The organism is Pseudoduganella violaceinigra DSM 15887 (assembly GCF_000425385.1).
GTDB classification, from domain to species: domain Bacteria; phylum Pseudomonadota; class Gammaproteobacteria; order Burkholderiales; family Burkholderiaceae_D; genus Rugamonas; species Rugamonas violaceinigra.
Genome location: NZ_KE384357.1, coordinates 57,105 through 79,632, shown reverse-complemented (window position 1 = coordinate 79,632; position 22,528 = coordinate 57,105). Strand labels below are relative to the sequence as shown.

Annotated in this window: 17 protein-coding genes; 13 read left to right on the top strand and 4 right to left on the bottom strand. The window is 64.0% G+C overall.

Annotated elements, in window-relative coordinates:
* The first annotated feature begins 198 nt into the window (after positions 1-198).
* From H597_RS31710 to H597_RS0119830, 10 genes are all read left to right on the top strand, one after another.
* A complete protein-coding gene (locus H597_RS31710; protein ID WP_051293948.1) occupies positions 199-453 on the top strand; it encodes a DUF6916 family protein in 255 nt (84 codons plus the stop codon).
* 16 nt (positions 454-469) lie between these two features.
* A complete protein-coding gene (locus tag H597_RS0119870) occupies positions 470-976 on the top strand; it encodes a phage tail protein (protein ID WP_028103670.1) in 507 nt (168 codons plus the stop codon).
* A 12-nt stretch (positions 977-988) separates the two neighbouring features.
* Positions 989-1,516 carry a phage tail protein gene (locus H597_RS0119865; protein ID WP_028103669.1) on the top strand — a complete coding sequence of 176 codons (528 nt, stop codon included), beginning with the start codon at positions 989-991 and terminating at the stop codon, positions 1,514-1,516.
* Between the two features lie 10 nt (positions 1,517-1,526).
* Positions 1,527-2,054 carry a phage tail protein gene (locus H597_RS0119860; RefSeq protein WP_028103668.1) on the top strand — a complete coding sequence of 176 codons (528 nt, stop codon included), beginning with the start codon at positions 1,527-1,529 and terminating at the stop codon, positions 2,052-2,054.
* Positions 2,054-2,524: a GNAT family N-acetyltransferase gene (locus H597_RS31705; protein ID WP_051293947.1), complete on the top strand. Its 471-nt coding sequence runs from the start codon at positions 2,054-2,056 to the stop codon at positions 2,522-2,524. Before H597_RS0119860 ends, H597_RS31705 begins: the two co-directional genes overlap by 1 nt.
* Before the next feature lie 8 nt (positions 2,525-2,532).
* Positions 2,533-2,937, top strand: coding sequence for a DUF6916 family protein (locus H597_RS0119850; protein ID WP_154668183.1), 405 nt, complete (start codon positions 2,533-2,535; stop codon positions 2,935-2,937).
* 9 nt (positions 2,938-2,946) lie between these two features.
* Positions 2,947-10,689 (top strand): YDG domain-containing protein, encoded by a 7,743-nt coding sequence (locus tag H597_RS0119845; protein WP_028103666.1) that lies wholly within the window; start codon positions 2,947-2,949, stop codon positions 10,687-10,689.
* Positions 10,690-10,718: 29 nt separating this feature from the next.
* On the top strand, positions 10,719-12,422 hold the full coding sequence (locus tag H597_RS0119840; RefSeq protein ID WP_028103665.1) for a ShlB/FhaC/HecB family hemolysin secretion/activation protein: 1,704 nt from the start codon (positions 10,719-10,721) through the stop codon (positions 12,420-12,422).
* 120 nt (positions 12,423-12,542) lie between these two features.
* Positions 12,543-14,732, top strand: coding sequence for an NHL repeat-containing protein (locus H597_RS0119835; RefSeq protein ID WP_154668182.1), 2,190 nt, complete (start codon positions 12,543-12,545; stop codon positions 14,730-14,732).
* A gap of 12 nt (positions 14,733-14,744) precedes the next feature.
* On the top strand, positions 14,745-15,506 hold the full coding sequence (locus H597_RS0119830) for a substrate-binding periplasmic protein (protein WP_028103663.1): 762 nt from the start codon (positions 14,745-14,747) through the stop codon (positions 15,504-15,506).
* Here the strand turns inward: H597_RS0119830 and H597_RS0119825 are convergent, their stop codons facing one another.
* On the bottom strand, positions 15,507-15,806 hold the full coding sequence (locus tag H597_RS0119825; RefSeq protein WP_028103662.1) for a putative quinol monooxygenase: 300 nt from the start codon (positions 15,804-15,806) through the stop codon (positions 15,507-15,509).
* 107 nt (positions 15,807-15,913) lie between these two features.
* On the opposite strand from H597_RS0119825, the gene H597_RS0119820 reads away from it, so the two are divergent.
* Positions 15,914-16,870: a GlxA family transcriptional regulator gene (locus H597_RS0119820; protein WP_028103661.1), complete on the top strand. Its 957-nt coding sequence runs from the start codon at positions 15,914-15,916 to the stop codon at positions 16,868-16,870.
* 6 nt (positions 16,871-16,876) lie between these two features.
* Here the strand turns inward: H597_RS0119820 and H597_RS0119815 are convergent, their stop codons facing one another.
* Both H597_RS0119815 and H597_RS0119810 read right to left on the bottom strand, forming a co-directional pair.
* Positions 16,877-19,285, bottom strand: coding sequence for a CehA/McbA family metallohydrolase (locus H597_RS0119815; protein ID WP_028103660.1), 2,409 nt, complete (start codon positions 19,283-19,285; stop codon positions 16,877-16,879).
* A 224-nt stretch (positions 19,286-19,509) separates the two neighbouring features.
* Positions 19,510-19,953 (bottom strand): universal stress protein, encoded by a 444-nt coding sequence (locus H597_RS0119810; protein ID WP_028103659.1) that lies wholly within the window; start codon positions 19,951-19,953, stop codon positions 19,510-19,512.
* A gap of 123 nt (positions 19,954-20,076) precedes the next feature.
* On the opposite strand from H597_RS0119810, the gene H597_RS0119805 reads away from it, so the two are divergent.
* Positions 20,077-20,676, top strand: a complete 600-nt coding sequence (locus tag H597_RS0119805; protein ID WP_028103658.1) for a glutathione S-transferase family protein — start codon at positions 20,077-20,079, stop codon at positions 20,674-20,676.
* A 50-nt stretch (positions 20,677-20,726) separates the two neighbouring features.
* Here H597_RS0119805 and H597_RS0119800 read toward each other — a convergent pair whose 3' ends face one another.
* Positions 20,727-21,482, bottom strand: a complete 756-nt coding sequence (locus H597_RS0119800; protein WP_028103657.1) for an AraC family transcriptional regulator — start codon at positions 21,480-21,482, stop codon at positions 20,727-20,729.
* Positions 21,483-21,591: 109 nt separating this feature from the next.
* Between H597_RS0119800 and H597_RS0119795 the strand changes: the two genes are divergently transcribed.
* Entirely contained in the window at positions 21,592-22,527 is a 936-nt protein-coding gene (locus H597_RS0119795) for a 4-hydroxyproline epimerase (RefSeq protein ID WP_028103656.1), read from the top strand.
* Position 22,528: the final 1 nt, after the last annotated feature.

Below are 22,528 nucleotides of genomic sequence, written 5' to 3'. Positions count from 1 at the left end.
TAAACTTTGCCTTGACTTGCGTTTAACTATTTGAAATTCATGTTGTAGCCGAGCCATAGAAAATATCGTTTTTCATAGAGGAAACTGTGAAATTTCTAATGTTTATTGCAAATCCGTAATTTGGATTAAGTAAATTTCATCGTACAATGTGAAATTTTTCAACGTTAGAAGAATTGCAGGATTGCTTTGTCAACAGATGTGAGCTACTTCCAGGCCCGCCTCGGGGCCGAATTTTCCATCGCTGGCTGCCCGCTCGGACTCGTTCTTGCCGAGGTCGCGGCAAGCGCCAATCCGCAAGCCTTTGCGCTGACCTTCCAGGGCCCCGCCACGCCCGCGCTGGAGCAGCAGACCGTCGTGCTGGAACGAAGCGGCGATGCCGCGCTGGCGATCTTCATCGTGCCGCTCGGCCGCAATGGCGCCGGTGTGCAGTACCACGCAGTATTTAACAATTAAACCACCAGGAGCCCCTATGGCCGACCCATATTTGGGCGAGATCAAACTCGTCTCGTTTAACTTTCCGCCCAAAGGCTGGGCGCTGTGCAATGGGCAGTTATTGCCGATCAACCAGAACCAGGCCCTGTTCTCGCTGATGGGGACCTCGTACGGCGGCGATGGCCGGGTCACGTTCGCGCTGCCGGACCTGCGCGGCCGCACGCCGGTGCATATCGGCGACGGCATCACCCAGGGCCAGGCAGGCGGCGAGTTCGCGCACACCTTGAATGTGGCGGAAATGCCCGGCCACACCCACCGCCTGCTGGCCAGCACGGCGCTGGCGAGCAGCGGCGACCCCAACGGTGCGCTGCTGGCGCGCAAAGGCCGCCTGAGCGCCGACGCCTTCAACGGCACGCCGAACACCAGCCTGGTGGCTAACCAGGTGTCCAGCACTGGCGGTTCGCAGCCGCACGAGAACATGCAGCCCTACCTGACGCTGAATTTCGTCATCGCGCTGCAGGGTATCTTCCCTTCCCAAAATTGATCGGAGCCGTCCATGTCGCAACCTTATGTTGGTGAAATCCGCCTGTTTGGCGGCAATTTCGCGCCGGCCGGCTGGGCCATCTGCAATGGCCAGCTGCTGCCGATTTCTGAGTATGAAACCCTGTTCAACCTGATCGGCACCACCTATGGCGGCGACGGCCAGAGCACGTTCGCGCTGCCGGACCTGCAGGGCCGGGTTCCCGTCCATATGGGCACCCTGGGGGGGCGCACGTTCTCGATCGGCGAGAAAGCCGGCGTCGAAAGCGTGACCTTGACGACGCAGCAGATCCCCAACCACAGCCACGCGATCTGGGCCAGCACGGAACGCGGCAGCAGCGCCTTCAGCAACCTGACCGGCTTCCCCGCCGCGACGGTCAGCGCGGGCACCGCCGTCTACGGCAAGAGCAATAACGCGGTGCAGCCGATGGCCAGCAATGTCATCAGCGCTGCCGGCGCGTCGCTGCCGCACGAGAATATGGCGCCTTACCTCGGCGTCAATTTCATCATTTCGCTGTACGGCGTGTTCCCGAGCCAGAACTGAGGAGTATTCGATGAGTTCACCATTCGTAGCGGAAATCCGCATGTTCGCCAACACCGTCATTCCGCAGGGCTGGGCCGCCTGCGATGGGCAGCTGCTGCCAATCTCGCAGAACACGGCGCTGTTCTCCCTGTTGGGCACGATGTACGGCGGCGATGGCAAGAGCACCTTCGCCTTGCCCAACCTGAACGGCCGTACGCCGCTGCAGGCGGGCGAAGGGCAGGGCTTATCGCCGCGCCAGCTGGGCGAGGCCGGCGGCGCCGACCGCGTCACGCTGATCGAGAACGAAATGCCGCTGCATAGCCACCAGTTGCAGGCGACCACGGTGGGCGCCGACCAGCTGGTGCCCGGCCCGTCCAGCGGCTTTGCCAAGAACAGCCAGACCAACCAGGCGTTCAGCAAATCCGTGGCGACGACGCAGATGATGCGCCCGGATGTGCTGGCGGTCGCCGGCGACAGCCTGCCGCACAACAACCGCCAGCCTTACCTGGGGCTGTTGTTCTGCATCGCGCTGCAGGGCGTATTCCCGCCGCGCGGCTGATGAAGGCCGTATTGCGCGCCGAAACCGGGGCGGACGGCGCCTTCCTGCGCGCCTTGTTCGACCAGGTGCGCACGCGGGAATTGGGACTGGCCGGCATGGCGGAGGCCATGCTGCGTCCCTTGCTCGACATGCAGTTCACTGCGCAGCGGCAGTCCTACCTGCGGGACTTTCCCGGCGCCCGTTGCGACGTCGTCGAAGTCGACGGCGTGGCGGCCGGGCGGCAGCTGGTGGCGCGCGATGGGCATGCGCTGACGCTGGTCGACATCGCGCTGCTGCCGCAGTTTTGCGGGCGAGGCATCGGCAGCGCGCTGTTGCGCGGCCTGCAGCGCGAGGCGGCGGGCGCCGGCTTGCCGCTGCGCCTGCATGTAGCACTGAATAATCCGGCCGAGGCGCTGTATCGCCGCCTGGGCTTCAAAGAAAACGGGGTGTCCGGCATGTACCGGGCCATGGAATGGGAGAACGACAAATGAATGATCGAGTGACATCGCGACGCACCTTGCTGAAAGCGGGTGGCGGTTCGCTTCTGGTAGCGGGTCTGGGGCTGGCAGCGCCGGCGGTGCGCGCGCAGGCGAGCGGCAACGCCTTTGGCTGGAACCGTGCAGCGGCGGAAGGCCTGCTGGGCCAGGCTTTCTGGCTGAACCATCCGGAGTACCGCGCGCTGGAAATCCGGCTGGAAGCGGTCGAAGCGGCAAAGCTGGCGCCAGAGGGCGCCGAACAACTGCAATTTACCGTGGTGTTCTCTGCCGCCGCAACGCCTGCCATCAAGGCCGGCACTTACGAAATCGAAAATGAAGCGACGGGGCGCCAGCTGGTGTTCCTGCAGCCGGCGGCCCGCCAGGGCGCCCGCATGACGCTGCGCGCCGACTTCAACCTGCACGTTTAAGGAAACTCAATGCACAAACACGCCTCCGCCAACCGTTTTTACCGTCTTGTCTGGAGCACGGTGCACCGCTGCTGGGTCGCCGTGGCCGAAGGCACGCGCAGCCATGGCAAGGGCGCCGCCCGCCGTGCCGCCGCCGTGCTGGCGGGCAGCCTGGCCATGGCGGGAGCATCCGCCGCCGGGGCGCCGCCGCCGAACGCGCTGCCGACCGGCATGCAGCTGGTGGCGGGACAGGCCGGCGTGAATGTGCAGGGCAACAGCATGACGGTCAGCCAGGCCACGCAGCAGGCGATCATGAACTGGCAGGGCTTCAATATCGGCGCCGATGCGCAGGTTCGCTTCAACCAGCCCAACGCCTCGGCGGTGGCGCTGAACCGCGTGGTGGACGGCGAGGCCAGTGCAATCTTCGGCAAGCTGTCTTCCAATGGCAAGGTGTTCCTGGTCAACCCGCAGGGCGTTCTGTTCGGCGCCGGCGCTCAGGTGAACGTGGGCGGCCTGGTGGCTTCCAGTCTTGGCATTTCCGACCAGTCCTTCCTGTCCGGCAGTTATAGCTTCAGCGGCAAGGGAACCGGCGCTGTGCGCAACGAGGGCAGCATCAACGCCGGCGGCGGCGTGGTAGCGCTGCTGGCGCCGGCGGTGTCCAACAGCGGCAGCATCACGGCACAGGGCGGCAGCGTGGCGCTGGCGGCGGGCAATGCCGTGGGTCTGGATTTCCGCGGCGACGGCCTGATTACCGTCCGCGTGGAGCAGGGCGCGCTCGACGCGCTGGCCGAGAACAAGGGCCTGCTGCAGGCCGACGGCGGCCAGGTGCTGCTGAGCGCGAAGGCGGCCGATGCGCTGGCGCGTTCCACCGTGAACAATGCCGGCGTGGTGCAGGCGCGCGGTCTCGTGTCCGATGGCGGCGCGATCCGCCTGGTCGGCGATGGCCAGGTACAGGCGGGCCAGCTGGACGCATCCTCGTCCACAGGCCAGGGCGGCAGCGTGACAGTGCAAGGCGGCTTCGTCTCTCTGGATGGCGCGTTGCGTGCCGATGGCCTGCGCGGCGGCAGCATCGATGTCAAGGCTGGCGGCGACCTGTCGGTGGCCTCGGCGCTTTCCGCTGCGGGCAGTGCGGGGCAAGGCGGCAGTATCAAGCTCGTTTCCGGCGCCACTCTGGTGGAGAATAATGCGGCATCGGCCAGCGTGGCCGGCCCCACCGATGGCGGTACGATGTCGCTGCAGGCAGGCGGCAGCCTGCTGTCTTCCGGCCGCCATGATGCGCGCGGGATTACCGGGCAGGGCGGCCGCGTGGATATCAGCGGGGCCGACGTGCGCCTGCTTGGTGCCACCGCGAATGCCTCCGGCGCCACCCAGGGCGGCCTGGTGCGCGTGGGCGGCGCTTTCCAGGGCGGGGCCCAGCGCGAGGACGCGCCGGATGCGGACCGCTTCACCGCGCGCTGGGGCGCGACGGCGAACATCGCCAATGCCGACGCCACGTTCATCAATGACAGCACCGTGCTTGACGTCTCGGCGCGCGGCGCCGCGGGCAAGGGCGGAACGGCCATCGTCTGGTCGCAGAAGCAAACCACCATGCTCGGCGCGGTCGATGCTACCGGCGCCGTCAGCGGCGGTGCGGTGGAAATCTCTTCGCACGAGGACTTGCGGCATGTGGGCCTGGAGCGCCTTGCCATCGGCGCCGGCGGCCGGCTGTTGCTGGATCCGAAAAACATCGTGATCGGCAGCTTCCCCAATCAGTGGACTTATGAAGCCATCATCGGCAAGGGTTTCAGCGGCGGCAAAAACCGCGATGTAGCGGGACTGAAGTCGGGCGACGCCTTCGGCTACAGCGTAGCGCTGACGTCCGACGGCAAGGGCCTGGCGGTTGGCTCGCCCTACGATGACGGTACGACAGGCGCGGACGACGCGAATTATGGCGCTGTACGCTTGTTCACCTTCACCGACTCGGCCTTCAGCGGCGGCGCGTTGGTGAGCACCATCGGCCGCGGCTACACCGGCGGCAAGAACGTCGATATCTCGGCGCATCTGACGGGCGCCGACATGTTCGGCAGCTCGGTTGCCTTGAGCAAGACCGGCGACGTGCTGGCGGTGGGCGCCATCGGCAACGACCAGGTGGTGGGCAAGGTGTATGTCTTTGGTTTCGACGCCGGCGGTAGCTTCACGTCAGCGGCGCTGAATCAGACGATCAGCAGCAACTCGGCGAACTGGAATGCCTTTGGTTCGTCCGTGGCGCTGAATGGTGCCGGCGACAAGCTGGCCGTGGGCGCGCTGATGGAAAACACGGTTTCGCTGTTTTCTAAAACGAACGGCAATTTCGGCCTTGCCAGCACGATTGGCGGCGGCGCCACGTCCGACGCGCAGTTCGGCACCGCGGTTGCGCTCAGCGACGATGCTTCCCAGCTTGCCGTCGGCGCCCCCGGCGAAAATAGCGGCAAGGGCATGGTTTATTTGTACACCACGCCGTTCGGAACCCGGCAGCTGGCGGGAACCATTGGCCAGGGCGGTTCGAGCCTGAATATCAGCCTGAACGACGGCGAGCTGTTCGGCTCCTCGCTGGCGATGAACGACGCGGGCACGCGGCTGGCGGTCGGTGCGCCGGGCAATGGTGGCCTGAATAGTTCGACCACGGGCCCTGGCGCGGTGCGGGTATTCGATCACACCAATACCTTCGGCGCCATGAACCAGAGCGCGGTCATCGGCCGCGATTACACGCAGGGCGTGAATGCCAGCCTTGATCTCGACGATGTCGGTAACTTTGGCTTTGCTATCGCCATGAACGGCGCCGGCGATAGCCTGGTCGTAGCGCAGCCATTTTCCAACTCCTTCGATGGCAGCGAGGCCGCGACCGGCAGCATTGGCTTTTACCGCCTGCTGCCGGCACCGAATGCTTCGTCCCTGAGCTTTGATCAGGCTTATCCGAGCGCCAGCGTGAGCGCCTCGGTGGACGCGCAAAAGCTGGCGGCGGCGCTGAACGCTGGCACCAGCATTACGCTCCAGGCGAACAACGACATCACCTGGAATGCAGCCAACGCGATAGCCGCTGCCGGCAAGGGCAACTTGACGCTGCAGGCCGGGCGCAGCGTTGACCTCAATTCGAATATCAGCATGGGCGGTACGCTGACCGTGGTGGCCAACGCTGGCACCGGTGCCGGTGTGGTGAGCGCCCACCGCGATGCAGGCAACGCGACCATCGCCGTTGCCGGCGGCACGACCATCAGCGCCGACTATGTCAACCTGACTATCGATAACGGAGCGGGGCAGGCGCAGAAGGCCAGCGGCGATATCACGATTGCAGGTGCCGTCTCCGGGAAAAAAGTCACTGTCGTCAACCAGGGAACGTCTCCTGGCAGCGATGTCGTGATCAATTCCGGCGGCCGCCTGGTCGGTACGGGCGGCCCCGGCCAGGTGACGGTCCTGGTCGCGGCAGCGGGCAGCGGCGGCGGTACATTTATCAATAATGCCGGCGTCAGCGCACTGCAGCCAGGCTCCGGCTTTTACCATGTGTACGCCGATTCGCCGCTGAATGCGGTGGAAAACGTGACCGGCTATAACAAGCATTACGACCAATCTTATACCGCCGGCCAGACCCCTGGCTATGCGGGCAGCGGGAACTGGTTCCTGTACAAACTGGCGCCGACGCTGAATGTCAGCGCGCAAAACGTGTCCAAGGTGTATGACGGCACCGGTTCCATGCCGACACCTGTCTACAACGTTTCCGGCTACATCGACGGCGACACAGACAACTTTATCGGGTCGGTTGTCGCCACGGGGTTCAGCAAGAATGTCGGGACTTACTCGCTGGGCAAAGGGAGCCTCGCCAACGCGCAGGGCTACAAAATCAACTACACCAGCGGCGGCACGCTGACGGTGACGCCGAAATCGCTGACTGTGACCGCCACCGGCGTCAATAAGGTGTACGACGGCGTAACCACTGCCGGCGCCACCCTGGGCGACAACCGCGTGAGCGGCGACCAGTTGACCGTCAACGCTTCTTCCAGCACCTTTGGCGATAAGAATGCGGGCAACAACAAGGTCGTGAGCGTGAGCGGCATCTCCGTTTCCGGCGCCGATGCAGGCAACTACAGCCTGGCGTCCAACACGGCCAGTACCACGGCGACCATCAGCCAGCGCACCCTGAACGTGAGCGCCAGCGCCGCCAACAAGGTGTACGATGGCGGCGTATCGGCCAGCGCGACGCTGGGCGACGACCGCGTGGGCGGCGATGTTCTGTCGGTGGGCCAGGCAGGTGCGGCGTTCGCGAACCGGAACGCAGGCAACGGCAAGAGCGTGACGGTGAGCGGACTGTCCCTCTCCGGCGCGGATGCAGGCAACTACGCGCTGGCATCGGCATCTGTGTCGACAACCGCCAATATCACGCCGCGCCAGCTGACGGTCGGACTGAATGCCTCCGACAAGGTGTACGACGGTGCCTTGGCCGCAACTGGCAGCTATTCCGACGACCGCCTCAACGGCGACGTCCTGAGCGTTTCCGGCAACGCGGCCTTCGCCAACAAGAATGCGGGCAACGGCAAAACCGTGACGGCAACAGGGCTATCCCTTTCCGGCACCGATGCCGGGAATTACGCGCTGGCCTCGACGACCGCCAGCGGTACCGCTTCGATTACACCGCGCGCGCTGGCCGTGACGGCGAGCGGAAACAATAAGGTGTATGACGGATCGAATGGCGCCACCGTGAGCTTTGCCGATGACCGCCTGGCGGGCGATATCTTCGGCATCAGTGGTAGCGCGTCCTTCGGCGACAAGAACGCCGCTACCGGCAAGGCAATTTCCGTGACCGGCATCGCGCTGACGGGCGCCGATGCCGGCAACTATGCCTTGTCCGGCAACACCGCATCGGCAAGCGGCGATATTACCCAGCGTGTACTGAATGTCACCACCAGCGGCGGCAACAAGACTTATGACGGCAGCGTGGCTGCCACGGTTGGTCTGGTTGACGACCGCCTGAGCGGCGACAGCCTGTCCCTGGCCAGCGCCAGTGCCAGCTTCGCAAACAAGAATGCCGGTAGCGGAAAAGTCGTGAACGTTAGCGGCATCACGCTTGGCGGCGCCGATGCGGGCAATTACGCGCTGGCGTCGACCACTGCCACCGGCGCGGCCGATATCTCGGCGCGCAGCTTGACGGTGACCGCCGCCGGCATCGATCGGGTGTACGACGGCGGCACCATGGCCGGGGTGAACTTCGGCGACAACCGCCTGGGTGGCGACGTGCTGTCGGTCAGCGGCAGTGCCGCGTTCTCGAACAAAAACGCGGGCAACGGCAAGACCGTGAATGTCAGTGGTATCGCGATCAGCGGCGCTGATGCCGGCAACTACACGCTGACGTCCAATACCGCCAGCGCCACGGCAAATATCGGCCAGCGCACGTTGAACACGACTGCGACAGGCGTCAACAAGGTGTATGACCGAAGCACCACCGCCACCGTGAATTTTGGCGACGACCGCGTCTCCGGCGACTCGCTGGCGTATTCGTACGGCAGCGCCACGTTCGGCGACAAGAACGTCGGCAATGGCAAGGCGATCGGGGTGAGCGGGATTGCACTGTCCGGCACGGATGCTGGCAACTATGTCCTGGCTTCCACCAGCGCGACTGCCAGCGCAAACATCACGCAGCGCGCGCTGAATGTCGGTGCAAGCGCTTCCAGCAAGGTGTACGACGGTGGTTCGTCGGCGGCAGTGAGCTATTCCGACGACCGCCTGGCCGGCGACCTGCTGACGGTCAGCGGCAATGCTTCGTTTGCGAATAAGAATGCCGGCAACGGCAAGACCGTCACCGCCAACGGCCTCGCGCTCGGCGGTGCCGATGCCGGCAATTACGCCCTGGTTTCCGGCAGCGTGAGCACGACGGCCGATATCACCAAGCGCACGCTGTCTGTCACGGCCGATGGCATTAGCAAGGTGTACGACGGCAGTAAAGCCGCCACCTTGAGCTTCGGCGATGACCGCGTCGCCGGCGATACGCTGGTTCTGTCGGGTTCCGGCACCTTCTCCGATAAAAATGCGGGTACTGGCAAGACCGTGACGGTCTCCGGCATTTCCATTGGCGGTTCGGACGCCGGCAATTACCAGCTGTCGTCCACGACAGCCAGCGGCACCGGCGCCATCACGCCCCGGGCATTGACCGTGAATGTGGCCGCCAGCGACAAGGTCTACGACGGCAATACGTCGACCTCGGTGACCCTGGTCAGCGATGACCGGATTGGCGCCGACCAGCTGGTGCTGGGCGGCGGCACCGGTAGCTTCCTCGATAAGAATGCCGGTACCAACAAGGCGGTCTCCCTGACCGGCGTCAGCGTCGGCGGTGCCGATGCGGGCAACTACAGCATTTCGATCATTGCCAAATCCACCGCCAGCATTACGCCGCGCGCGCTGCACGTGAGCGCGGCGGGTATCGACAAGGTGTATGACGGCTTGCTGGGGGCGGGCGTGACCTTCGGCGACGATCGTCTTGCCGGCGACAGCTTGCAGATCAGCGGCAACGGCGCTTTCGCCGACAAGAACGTGGGCCAGGGCAAGGCTGTTTCGGTGTCCGGCATCGCCCTGAGCGGGACGGATGCCGGCAACTATTCGGTCAGCAACAGCACGGCAAATACCTTGGCGTCGATCACGCCAAAGGCCTTGACCGCCGTAATGAACGGCGCCTTGAACAAGATGTATGACGGCGGCACGTCGGCAATGGTGGATGCCGGTAAGGTCGGCCTGTCCGGCTTTGCCAGCGGAGAAGGCGCATCGGTCGGTACTTTGCAAGGCCAATACAACAGCGCCAATGTCGCAGGCGCCAATAGCGTTACCGCTCTGCTGCAAGGCGGTGCCGTGCGCGCGGACGCCGGCACGGCGCTGTCGAACTATGTGTTGCCGTCGAATGTGACGCTGCAGGGCAGCATCAATGCCCGCCAGGTATCGATCGGCGGCGCGGCAGCTGCAAGCAAGACCTACGACGGCACGACCAGTGCCAGCCTGACGAACATCGGCACGCTGTCCGGAATGGTCAACGGCGACACCTTGAACCTGCTGGCCCCCGTCAACGTGCAGTTCGATAACCGCAATGCCGGCAGCGGCAAGCAGGTGATCGCCAGCGGTTACCGCCTGGCCGACGGCAGCGGCCTGGCGTCGAATTACGTGCTCTCCAGCAGTAGCGCTACGGCCACTGGCACCATCACCGCTGCGCAGCTGGTGGTGAGGGCGGACGACAAGGTGCGCGCCGTCGGCGCCAACAATCCCGGCTTGACCTGGACCGTTACCGGCCTTGCCAGTGGCGACACGGCGGCCTTGCTGGACGGCGTGCACGCCAGTACCAATGCCAATCTGGAGTCGCCGGTCGGCGCTTACGCGATCGACATCAACGGCAACAGCCTGGCCAACTACACGGTGCGCTATGTCAATGGCGTGATGACCGTCATCCGTCCCGCCTCCCAAATTGACAACGTGATCGGCAATACCGTGCATCCGGTGCCGGCGGCGCAGCCGGGAACCGTGGGGCAAGGCGGCAATATGTGGGCGCAACTGGGCCCTGGCGAAGCCACGCTGGTCGCGATGCCGGCCCTGATTCCCCCTGTGAACGGCGCCGTCGCGCAGGTCAATATGGCCGGCTTGCTTCAGCGTGCCCAGAGCGACGCGCAGCAAGCCCAGGGCGCCAACCAGCGCCAGGGTACTGGCGAAGCGCGTGAATACATGATTGGCGGCGGCAGCCGCGTGATGGTGCGTGGCGGTGGCGTGAATTCCGTCGAAGCCCCTAACTGATTAGATGCAGGAACTAGCAAGTGCAGAAAATGAATAAAAAAAACTTGGCCCTGGCCATCCTCGGCGCTCCAGCCTTCGCCTTGGCCCAGGCGCAAACCCTGCCGGATGCCGGCCGTATCCTCGAACAGAACCGCCTGCCGGCGCTGGTGCTCCAGCCCGCAGCGAGCGCGAAAGTGGTGCCGGACGCGGCGCCCGTGCCTGGCGTGGCGCTGGAAGGCGCGCAAAAAGTAATGGTGCGCCGCTTTGTCCTGCAAGGCGTGAGCGCCTTCGCTCCGGCGCAAGTTGAGCAGGTGCTGACGCCTTACACAGGACGCGAGCTGACGTTCGCCGAACTGCAGCAGGCCTGTAATGCCGTCACCAATTACTACCGTTCCGCCGGCTACTTCGTGGCCAGCGCCATGCTGCCAGCGCAGGACGTCGGTAACGGCGAAGTGACGATCCAGGTCCTGGAGGGCCGCATCTCCCGCATCGGCATGGTGCCGGACGCGAAAGTGCGCCTGCAGGCCGATGTCGCGCGGCGCTACGTTGATGCGCTGGTGCCAGCCGGCCAGCCGGTCCAGGAAGACCGCCTCGAACGCGCGCTGCTGCTGACGCAGGATTTGCCCGGCATGGGCGCCCGCGCCGAGTTGAGCAAAGGGCAGGGCCTGGGCGAGTCCGAGCTGGCGGTGCAGCTGAATGAAGGTCCGCTGGCCAGCGGATCGGTCAGCCTGGACAATTCCAGCAACCGCTTCACCGGCGCCACGCGCCTGTCCGGCAGCGTGGCCTTGAACGACCTGGGCGGCATGGGCGGCCAGCTCTCGCTGCTGGGCGCCACCTCGGGCGACGGCTTCCGCTACGGCCGCGCGGCCTATATCGCACCGGTCGGCAGCGGCGGCCTGAAAGCCGGCGCTTCCTTCTCGCGCCTGCGCTACAAGCTGGGCGAAGAATTCGAGACGCTCCACGCGCACGGTGCCGCCAACGTCGGCCAGCTGATTGCCAGCTATCCCTTGCTGCGCACCCGCAGCACCAATATCCAGCTGCGAACCGGCTTTGACGACAAGCGCTACGAGAATTTCGCCAACGGCGCGCAGACCAGCGACAAGCATGTGAAAGTGCTGCCATTGGCGCTCACATTCAGCCGCCAGCAGGAAGACGCTTCGACCCAGGCCAGCCTGGAACTGAGCCTCGGCCATCTCGCGCTCGACGGCAATCCCGCTTCGGCGTCGGCCGATGCCGCCGGCGCCCGTACCGAAGGCCGTTTCGCCCACCTGGGCTATATGCTGGGACGCTTCCAGCGCCTGGGCGGCAATTTCGGCCTGCTGCTGAACGCCTCCGGCCAGTTCGCCTCGCGTAACCTGGAGTCCGGCGAGAAGTTTTCGCTGGGCGGTCCAGGCCGCGTGCGCGCCTATCCCGCCGGGGAAGCCAGCGGCGACGAGGGCCATGTGCTCACCTCCGAACTGCACTACGAGCTGGCGTCCGTCCGCACCGACCTGGCCGCCTTTGTCGACGTGGGCCACGTACGCCTGAACAACGGCCTGTACGCCGGCGCGCTCGCGGCCAATGGCCCCGGCAACAGCTACACGCTGAAAGGCGCCGGCCTCGGTGCAACCTGGCGCTCGGTCAATGGCGCGGCCCTGCAGGTGCAGGTGGCGCGCAAGCTCGGCAGCAATCCGGCGCCGGGCACCAAAGGCGAAGACGCGGACGGCAAGTCGTCGACAGTGCGGGCCTGGTTCAACGCCACCGTGCCGTTCTAAAGCCGTCAACCTAGTTATTTGATAGCTCGCCGTCCCTGCACTGAAGGGCTTTCCTGCCAATGTTGCCTATTTGTTCGGCAGCCGGGATACTGGAATGCTCCACAACAGGCAGGGATGGCCATGAGCAAATTTCATCATGTTACGCACTACGGTGAACTCGTCATGCCGGGCACCACGGCCCGCGGCGAACTGCCTGACGACTTCACCATGAACTCCCCGGTCGGCATCGCGCGCGACCACTACGACCACGTGTGGGTGTGCGATACCGGCAACAGCCGCCTGCTGGTCTTCACGGCGGATTTGAATACGCTGCTGCACGTGATCGATACGCCGGGCGAGGGCAGCGAGCAGGCGCGCCGTCTGCTGATGCCTTTCCATCTGTGTCCGCACCCCGAGCAGGACCTGATGTACTGCACCGACATGGGCAACGGCCGTGTGGTGGTGTTCGCGTACGACGAACATTCGATCGATTTCCAGTTCGCGTTCGGCGATGCGGCGGACGGCATCAACGGCAAGGGCTACCGTCCCTTGAGCGACCCGAACGGCATTACCATCGTGAAGGAAGCCGGCGGCCAGCATTTCGTCTACGTGTGCGATGAATTCTTCCACACGGCAGGCGATGACCGCAGCCGCTGCGTCAAGTTCACGCCGGAAGGCAAGTTCGTGCTGCAGTTCCGCACCATCGACGACGCCAATAGCGTGCACGACCTGCTATGGCCGCAGGGCCTGGCGTCCGACTCCAGGGGCAACATCTACCTGGCCAATACCGGCCACTACGAGGTGCTGAAAATCGACACCAGCTGGCCGATCAAGGACGAGCGCGTGCAGTGTCCAGGCGAGACGTCGCTGCTGCACAGCTTCGGCAACCCGGCCGGCATCGGCAAGTTCAACGTCATGCGCTCGGTCTGTGTGATCAACGACCGCATCTTCGTGCCGGGCCAGGTGGAAGACTCGATCACCGTGTACGACACCGACGGCAAGCTGCTGACGGTGGTGGAGGGCATGCTGCCCTTGTGGAACCACAAGCCGCAGGCCATGCATTCGATTTCCGACCTGGTCTACGGCGCCCTGGAAGACGCGGTCTTCGTCGGCCCTTACCAGATCTGCGCCGCGGCAGACGCCAATGTGTATTACGTGACCGAGCCGTTTGCCTCGACGGTGCTGAAGATGCGCATCGCCCCCGACCGCGACGGCGGCGACCAGAACGCCGTGCTGCTCGATGCCGTCGGCCACCGGCGCGACAGCCAGACGTCCAAGACGGCGACGTCGCAATTCAATTGCATGACGGCGGTGATCGGTGTCGATCCCAAACGCACGGGCAGCGGACACCTGCCGCAGACGAACTGGCTGGACAATTGGGCCACCGCCACCGCGAAGCTCTACCAGTACTGGTACGACCAGCTCAAGCATCATGCGCGCCTGGATCCCCTGGCGCACGCCGCCACGTCGTCCTTCAACATCGATTCCGGCAACTGGTGCATGAAGACCTTCAACACGGCGGCCGATCCGATCGCCCAGTTGCAGGACATGATGCGCGGCTTCTTCACGCCGGGCGGGCTGGCGATGGCGGTTTACTACCCATCGCAGCCGCTGCTGGGGCAGATCTGCCCGGGCACGCCGCTGGTGTTCGTCACCAACTTCAACGCCTGCACCGTATCGATGTTCCAGTTCGGTCCCGGCGGCCATTTGCTGAATTACGGCTTGCCGTTCGGCCGCGAAGGGCTGGGCGGTAATGGCACGCTGAAAGCCCCGCAGGGCCTGGAAGTGAACTGCCACGGTGAAGTCTATATCGCCGATTCGCTGAATAACCGCATCTCCATGTGGCAGCTGCAGCCGTCCGGCATGGTGTCCTTCGTCAAGAACTTCCAGTGGGTGGAAGATGGCGAACCGCTGGCCAGTTTCGCCCCGTGCGACGTGGCGATCGATGCCCAGGACCGGGTCTTCGTGTGCGACCAGTTCAACAACTGCATCCGCGTTTTCGACCGCGAAGGCAATAGCTTGTGGAGCTACGGCCGCGCGGGCTATTGCGACGATCTGGCACGGGATGCCGACAAGTTCTACCTGCCGGCCAGCTTGTGCGTGGACCAGGAAGGGCACCTGATCGTTAACGATCTGGTCAACCGGGCGCTGAAGATCTTCCGCATTGGCGAGGACACGCTAGAATACGTGACAGGGGAGCTTGTATTCAAGAAGTATCCCGAAGTTGGCGGCGTGTGGATGCCGTTCTTCATTTATGCGCGCGACCGGCGCGTGTACGTGCCCGACACCACCTTCAATGTCGTCAATATCTATGCCTACCAGCTAGAGTGACGGAGGGTTGCTATGGGGCATTCCTTGTTGGCCGTGCCGTTGGCGGCAGTGCTGTTCCTGGGCGCCGCGCAGGCGGCCGACAAGAAAACCTTCGCCGTAGGCGTCGAAGACTACAAGAACTGGCTGCCGTATTCCGAGGTGAAGAACGGGCAGTACGGGGGCTTGGGTAAGGACATCCTCGACGCCTTCGCCAAACAGATGGGCTACACCTTCATTTATGAGATATATCCGCTGAAGCGGCGCGACCACCTGTTCGTCGATGGCCAGGTCGACCTGGCCTTCCCGGACAATCCGAACTGGGTCGTGGCGATGAAGAAGGAGCTGAAAATCAGCTATGCCCCGGTATTGGAATTCACCGACGGGGTGCTGGTGCGGCCGGAAAACCTGGGCCGCGGCGTTGGCCGCTTGAAGAACCTCGGCATCCCGCTCGGTTTCACCCCTTATCCTTACCAGCAGTTGATGTCGCTCGGCGCCCTGCGTATCGAGGAAACCGCCGATTACGATGCGCTCTATGAAAAGCTGATCATGCGCCGCGTGGAGGGCGCCTACATGAATACCCGTATCGCCCGCCACTACTGGACGCGGATCCGCAAACTTCCGCAGATACCGGTGGTGTACGACCCGGACCTGCCGCATGCTTCCGGCCAGTGGTACCTGTCGTCGCACAAATATCCCAAGGTCGTTGAAGAATTCCGCCGCTTCATGCAATCCAACAAGGCGGAAGTGGAGGAGCTGAAGAAGAAGTACAACTTCGTCTCCTCGGACGACCAGTAATTACGCGGCTTTCAGGCCCAGCACCTCGATCGGTTCAATGCTGGGCGGCGCCGCGAACAGCTCCGGCGCCTGCGCCATCAGGGCCTGCGCGATCGGGCCGTTCAGGTGGCCCTGGCGCGCTTGCTCCGTTTCAAAGGCGTCGAACACGCCGAACACGCGTTCGGAAAGGCGCAGTGCGAACCAGTACTTGGTGCCGTCTTCCTGCTTGGCCAGCGCCAGGCCGGTGTGCAGGAAATCGGCAACGGCGGCTTCCTTGCCCGGTTTGGCTTCGAAACGGGCGAACAATGCGTACTTGATCATGGCTTTCTCCTTGTTGGGTTGATCGCGAAACTGCGATGGAGCTACTTTACCGGCGCTTCGAATGCCGTTAAATTGGCGAGATTGACATCTTTGGTATCAATCGCGCCATGAATATCACCGTGCTCGCTCTCGAAAGCGTGTTCGACACCGGGCTCTCGGCCGTTCTGGACGCCTTCACCACCGCCAATGAGCTGGCGCCCATGCTCGATGCGCCGCAGCCCTCATTCCAGGTCACGCTGGCAGGCTTGCGGCCAGCGGTCCGCAGCGCCCAAGGTATGCAGTTGCCGGTGAAATCGCTGGCTTGCGCGCCTGCGCCGGACCTTCTGATCCTGCCAGCCATTGGCCACAAGATGCCGGGCCCGCTGGAAGCGGCACTGGGCACGCCGGAGGTGGCCGACGCCGGCGATGCCCTGCGCGAGCTGGCAAGGGACGGCGCGCGTATTGCCGCCGCCTGCATCGGCACCTTCGTGTTGGCGGAAAGCGGTTTGCTCGATGGGCAGGAGGCGACGACGACGTGGTGGCTGACGCCCATGTTCCGGCAGCGTTACCCACTGGTGCGCCTGGACGCGCAGCGCATGGTGGTGGCGTCCGGCCAGTTCATGACGGCGGGGGCGGCGCTCAGCCACCTTGACATGTCGCTGGCCGTGATCCGGCAGGCGAGCCCGGACCTGGCGGCGATGGTGGCGCGCTACCTGGTGGTGGATACGCGGCCGGCGCAGTCGGCCTATGTGATCTCGGACCACCTGGCGCATGCTGACCCGCTGGTGGCGGGATTCGACCGCTGGGTGAGGCAAAACCTGGCGCAGGGATTCAATCTCGAGGCGGCGGCGGCTTCGCTGGCCACCAGCAAGCGCACGCTGGCGCGGCGCCTGCAGGAGGTGCTGGGCAAGACGCCCGTGAATTATGTGCAGGACCTGCGCATCGAACGCGCAGTCCACCTGCTCAAGACCAGCGACCAGAACGTCGACCGCATCGCTGAGCAGGTGGGGTATCGCGACGGCGTGACCTTGCGCACGCTGTTGCGGCGCAAGCTTGGCAAGGGCTTGCGCGAGATACGCAACTGAAACGCCTTACTGCACGTTCAGCGTGATGTCGTCCAGGATAAAGGACGTCGCCACCGTGGAGCCTTCCACGCCTTCGAAGTAGATGCGCACGGTCTGGCCCTTGTAGGCGCTCAGGTCGAAGGTGCGCTGCACGTAGCTGGTGCCCTTGTTCAGGTTCGAGTAGGTTGCCAGCGTGGACAGCACGGCGCCGCTGCTGTTGCGCACCTGGATTTTCAGCGTGTCGTAAGCCTGGGTGGTGGTGGTTTCATCGGACGGGATCTGCAGCCAGAAGCCCAGGGTGGCGCTGCTGGCGTTGGCAGGGATGGCCACCTGCTGGTACAGGGTGTCGGTGTGCGCGCTGCCATAACCGTTCAGCCATGCCTTCCAGTTGCCGCCGTGGCCGGCAACACTGGCGTCGTTGGTGATCACGCCGCTGCTGGCGCTCCAGACGGTGGCGCCCGATTCAAAGCCGCTGTTCTGCAGCAGCTGCTGCGCGGTGGCGTTGTTGACCGAGAAATTGACCGGTGCGGACAGCGTGCTGTTGCCGGCCGCGTCATAAGCCTTGGCGGTCAGAACGTGGCTGCCGTTGGCAACGGCGCTGGAGTTGAAGGCGTAGGTCCATGGCGAAGCGGTATCGGTGGCTTTCAGCGCGCCGTCCACGTAGAACTCGACCTTGGTCACGCCGACGTCGTCGCTCGCGGTGGCATTGAAGGTGACGGTGCCGCTGGTGCCGCTGCTGGAGGCGCTGACGGCTGGTGCCGTGGTATCGCCGCCACCGCCGCCCTGGGTCACCCACACCGGCGCCGACCACAGGATATTGCCGTCGTTTTGGGTGACTTTGGCGTAGTAGAAGTGGGCGCCGTCGGCTGGGGTAATGGTGGTGTTGGCGGTGTTGGACAGCAGGGTCACGGTGCCGTTGCGGCCCGGTACGCCTTCATAGACTTCCACGGTCGACACGGTCTTGCCGCTGGTGCTGCTGAAATCCGCTACCAGATTCAGCGCGCCGTTGTTGGTGAAGCGCTCGCCCATCATGTGGCCGTTGGCGGTCAACACCAGCTGCGATGTCTTGTCCATGGTGGCGAACACGCGGCGGGCGCGGATGGCGTCCATGAAGGCGGCGCTGCCCAGCGGGGTGCCGTTCGGAATCAGCACGCCGGTGCGGTTGGTGTAGGAGGCGCCCCAGTTCGCGCAGTGGTTGTCCTGGTCGGTGCTGAAGGCAACGTGGTAGCCCGCTTCCAGCGCCTTTTTGCACGCGCCTTCATAGTTGCTGCGGCTGGTTTCGGTCTCGGTGGTGTTGGTCGAGAAGGCCGAAGTATTCATCACTTCGCACAAGGCCATGGCCTCGTCGCCGTCCGCGGTGTAGCCGAGCGCGACGCCGTTGACCAGGAACTGGCCGCTCGACGACGGATGGTTGAACTGGCCCAGCCAGCCGCGCTGGCGCATCAGGGTGTACAGGCCGGCGTAGTCGTTCTTGGCGGTGTAGGTATCGGCGATCAGCTGGCCGGAGCTGTTGCTCTCCCAGCCCAGCAACTCGGTCGAGTTGAGGATGTTCATATGGCCGCCATTGTTGATGACGCCCCATTCCAGGCCGTAGATCGCCAGGAAGTTCGGGTTGGCGGCGTTGAAGTTGGCCGCCTCGCTCAGGCCGGACTGGTACAGCGCCTTGGCGGTGGCCGGGTTGGCGGAGGTGTTGGTGGAATCCGAACCGTCGTACATGTGGTTATGTTCGGACGCCATCAGGAAATCCAGGCCGTGCGACTTGGCGAAGTTGAAGGCATCGGTCGGGCCGTAAGCCGCCGATTGCGGGTTTTGCGCGCCGGTGCAGCTGGACAGGTTGCCGCCGCCGTCGCTGTGGTTGGTCTGGCTGTGCATGTTGCCGAAGTAGACGGTGTACGGCAGGGTGGCCGGCGCCGCCGCCATCATCGCCATTGGCGCAGCTGCCGCCTTGGCTTGCAACTGTTGCTGCTGGCCGACGGCGATGTCCCATTCCTGGACTTCGACGTCGCCCTTGAAGCCGTTCACGCGGCGCACCACGGCGTCGGTGCCGGAAGCGATGCTGCCGCCGGCGTTTTCGGTCATGGCACGCAGGCGCGCCTTGTAGATGCCGTTCGGCAGGGCGTTACGGCGGTTGCGGCCGGCCCAGTCGACGTTGACGGTCACCGGCTTGTCCTGCAGGCGTTCAACGCCGGCCCAGCGTTCCACCACGCTGCCGTTCGGCGCGACGACTTCGAGCACCCAGCTGACCGATTGCGCGGACAGGGTGTGCGGGAAGCTGAACTCGAGGGTGAAGCTGCGCGCTTCATTGGCGCCGGCGGCGGCGCGGTAAGGCGCGTGCAGCGTGGCTTCGAATTCCTGGTGGTCGGCGGTGGATGCCTGGGCGGCGCCGATGGCCGCGAGAGCGGCTGCCAGCGCCAGTTTGCGTAAAGCGAAAGTCATGGTTTTTCCCCGTGCAGTGATAGTTGGCGAGAATATGCAGCAGCGCGGAGAGACGGACAAATTCGGAAAACCTTGGGGATTAAGACGATCCGTTTATAAACCGGTTTGAAATGTCCTGATTTGGACAAAATGATCCTTTTGTCCAAATTCGATGAAGTAGTGTGACGGGGACGTCATAAATCTCTTGGCCTTGATGGCGCGGTTTGTGGTGATTTAACGTCAGTTTATTGCGGACGGAATACCAGTACCGGCACAGGTGTGTTAGGGAGCACGCGATGCGTTTCGCTCCCGAGCAGCATGCCGCGCACGCCTTTGTAGCCATGGCTCGCCATCGCAATCAGGTCGCAGCCATAATCGAGCGCGGTGGCGACGATGACTTCAAACGGCTGGTCCGAGCGCCGCTGCACCACATCGCATGGAACGTTGTAATCGTTGGCCGCCTCGGCTACTTCATCGAGGACCGATGCCGAGTGGACTTCGCTGTCCTTTAGGTAGACCCCACGCGTCTCTTCCAGCATGTCCGGATGGTAAGTGAAAATGTGGAAGTCCGGAATCACGTGCAAGGCCGTGACGCGCGCGCCAGCTTCCTGCGCGAACCTGATTGCGCAATGCAGTGCTTCGCTCGATGCTGGCGATCCGTCCGTGGGGAAGAGAATGTGCTTGTACATGAATGACTCCAGGGAGATTGATGCGTGCAGTCTCGTCCCCCCAGGGGCTGCGGGCCATGACATGGGTCAAGTTTGGGCCTGGAGCCGATGCTAGAATCCGCGCAGACCACTCTGGGGCATGACATGCTGAAACTCATTGGAAAAACGACGTCGATCAATGTACGCAAAGTACTTTGGACCCTGGCCGAAACCGGCTTGCCGTATGAGCGCCTTGAATGGCAGCCGGAACACGCTGCGCTGAATCCCAACGGACTGGTGCCGGTGCTGGTCGACGGCGATTTCGTGCTCTGGGAGTCGAACAGTATCTGCCGCTACCTGTGCGGCAAGGCCGGGCGCGATGATCTCTTGCCGGCCGAGCCGCAAGCCCGGGCCCGCGTCGAACAGTGGATGGACTGGCAGGCGACCGACTTGAACGCTTCCTGGCGCTACGCCTTCATGGCGCTGGTGCGGCAAAGCCCCGCCTTCGCGGATTCCGGGCAGGTCGCGGCCAGCGCGGATGCCTGGAACCGCAACGTTGGCATTCTTGACCGCCACCTTGCCGACGGCGGTCCTTTTGCCGTCGGCGGTCAGTTCACCGTGGCCGATATTGTGCTGGGTCTCTCGCTGAACCGCTGGCTGATGACGCCCATTGGGCATCCTCGCTTTGCGGCAATCGAAGCTTACGTTGAACTGCTTCTGGAACGTCCCGCTTACCGTGAGTTCGGCCGCAACGGCATCGCTTGATGCTGGATGCGTTTCACCGAAAGCGCCCACTGGATGTGCGGGCCATCAAGCTAGCCTTCTCGCAGCAGCACGCGGTATTCGCTGGGCGTTACGCCGACCGTGGCGCGGAACTGCCGGGTGAAGGCGCTGTGGTCGGCGTAGCCGCAAGCCTGCGCGATGTCCGACACGCTGGCATCGCCGGCCAGCATGCGCGAGGCGGCTTCCAGGCGCGTTTTGATGATCATCTGGCGTGGGGTGAGATGGAAGATGCGTTCGAAGTAGCGTTCGATCTGGGCCACCGACATATTGGCGGTGCGCGCCAGCTGCGGCAGCGTCAACGTCTCGCCGAACTTCTCATGGATCAATCGCACAGCGTCCGCCACCTTGTGATAGGCCGGGTTTTTGTTGTCCGCCATCGCCAGGTCGCGGGACACCCCGGCCAGGCCGACGATGGCGCCACGGGCGTCGCGCAGGGGGCGTTTTTGCGTCAGGCACCAGCCGGGATCGCGGTTGGGGTAAAGGTGCAGTTCCAGCTGGTCTTCGATCTGCACGCCTCCATCGAGCACCGACTGGTCCTGGGCCTGGAAGCGCTGGCCTAGTGGCGCGGCAAATACCTCATTTGCCGTCTTGCCCAGCAGGCCGGCCTTATCCTTCATCCCGCAGCGCCGGACCAGGGCCTGGTTGACCACCACATAGCGTCCGTCGCGGTCCTTTATAAAGAACACCACGTCCGGCAAGGCGTCGAACAGGGGCTCCGCGAAGAAGACGTCATCGATCCTGGCGCCTAGATCGCTGCGCGCTAAGGTATTTAACAGGTTTGCTGGCATGGGTCCTCCCGGTGAATATGTTAATTCTTACATGACTATGCAGATTTCGTCACCTTCAATGTGCCGGCAATGCAAGACGGAGGAAGCGCTTAGGCATAAGATGTGAAGCATGAAAACCATAGCCATTATCGATTCCCACACCGGCGGCGAACCGACCCGCCTGGTGATAGACGGCGGCCCCGACCTGGGCAGCGGCCCCCTGAATGAGCGCCTGGAGCGCTTCCGCAGCGAACACGATGGTTTCCGTTCCGGCGTGGTGTGCGAACCGCGCGGCTCGGACGTGCTGGTGGGTGCATTGTTGTGTGAACCGCACGCGCCGGATTGTGCCGCAGGCGTCATCTTCTTCAATAATGTCGGCTACCTCGGCATGTGCGGCCACGGTACCATCGGGCTGGTGGCTTCGTTGGCGTTTATGGGGCGCCTGAGCGCGGGCGTGCACCGCATCGACACGCCGGTCGGCGTGGTGGAGGCTGAGCTGCATGAAGACGGCAGCGTGACGGTCAATAATGTGCCGTCGTGGCGCAAAGCTGCTGCCGTACCGGTCGAAGTGCCGGCGTATGGCGTGGTGCGGGGCGACATTGCCTGGGGCGGCAACTGGTTCTTCCTGGTATCCGATCATGGGCGCCAGCTCGACCTCGCCAATGTGCGCGAGCTGTCGAATTACACCGCCGCCATCAAGGATGCGCTGGAAGCGCAGGGCATCACCGGCGATAACGGCGCCCTGATCGACCACATCGAACTGTTTGCCGATTCCCGCAGCGGCGCCGGCGACAGCCAGAACTTCGTGCTGTGCCCCGGCAATGCTTACGACCGCTCGCCGTGCGGCACCGGCACCAGCGCCAAGCTGGCCTGCCTGGCGGCCGACGGCAAGCTGGCCGAAGGCGAGGTATGGCGCCAGGAAAGCATCGTCGGCAGCGTATTTGAAGGCAGGTACCGCCGCGACGGCGAACGTGTGCTGCCTAGCATCCGCGGCAAGGCCTGGGTGAACGCCACCTCGACCCTGGTGCTGGACCAGAGCGATCCATTTGTCTGGGGCATTCGTTGAG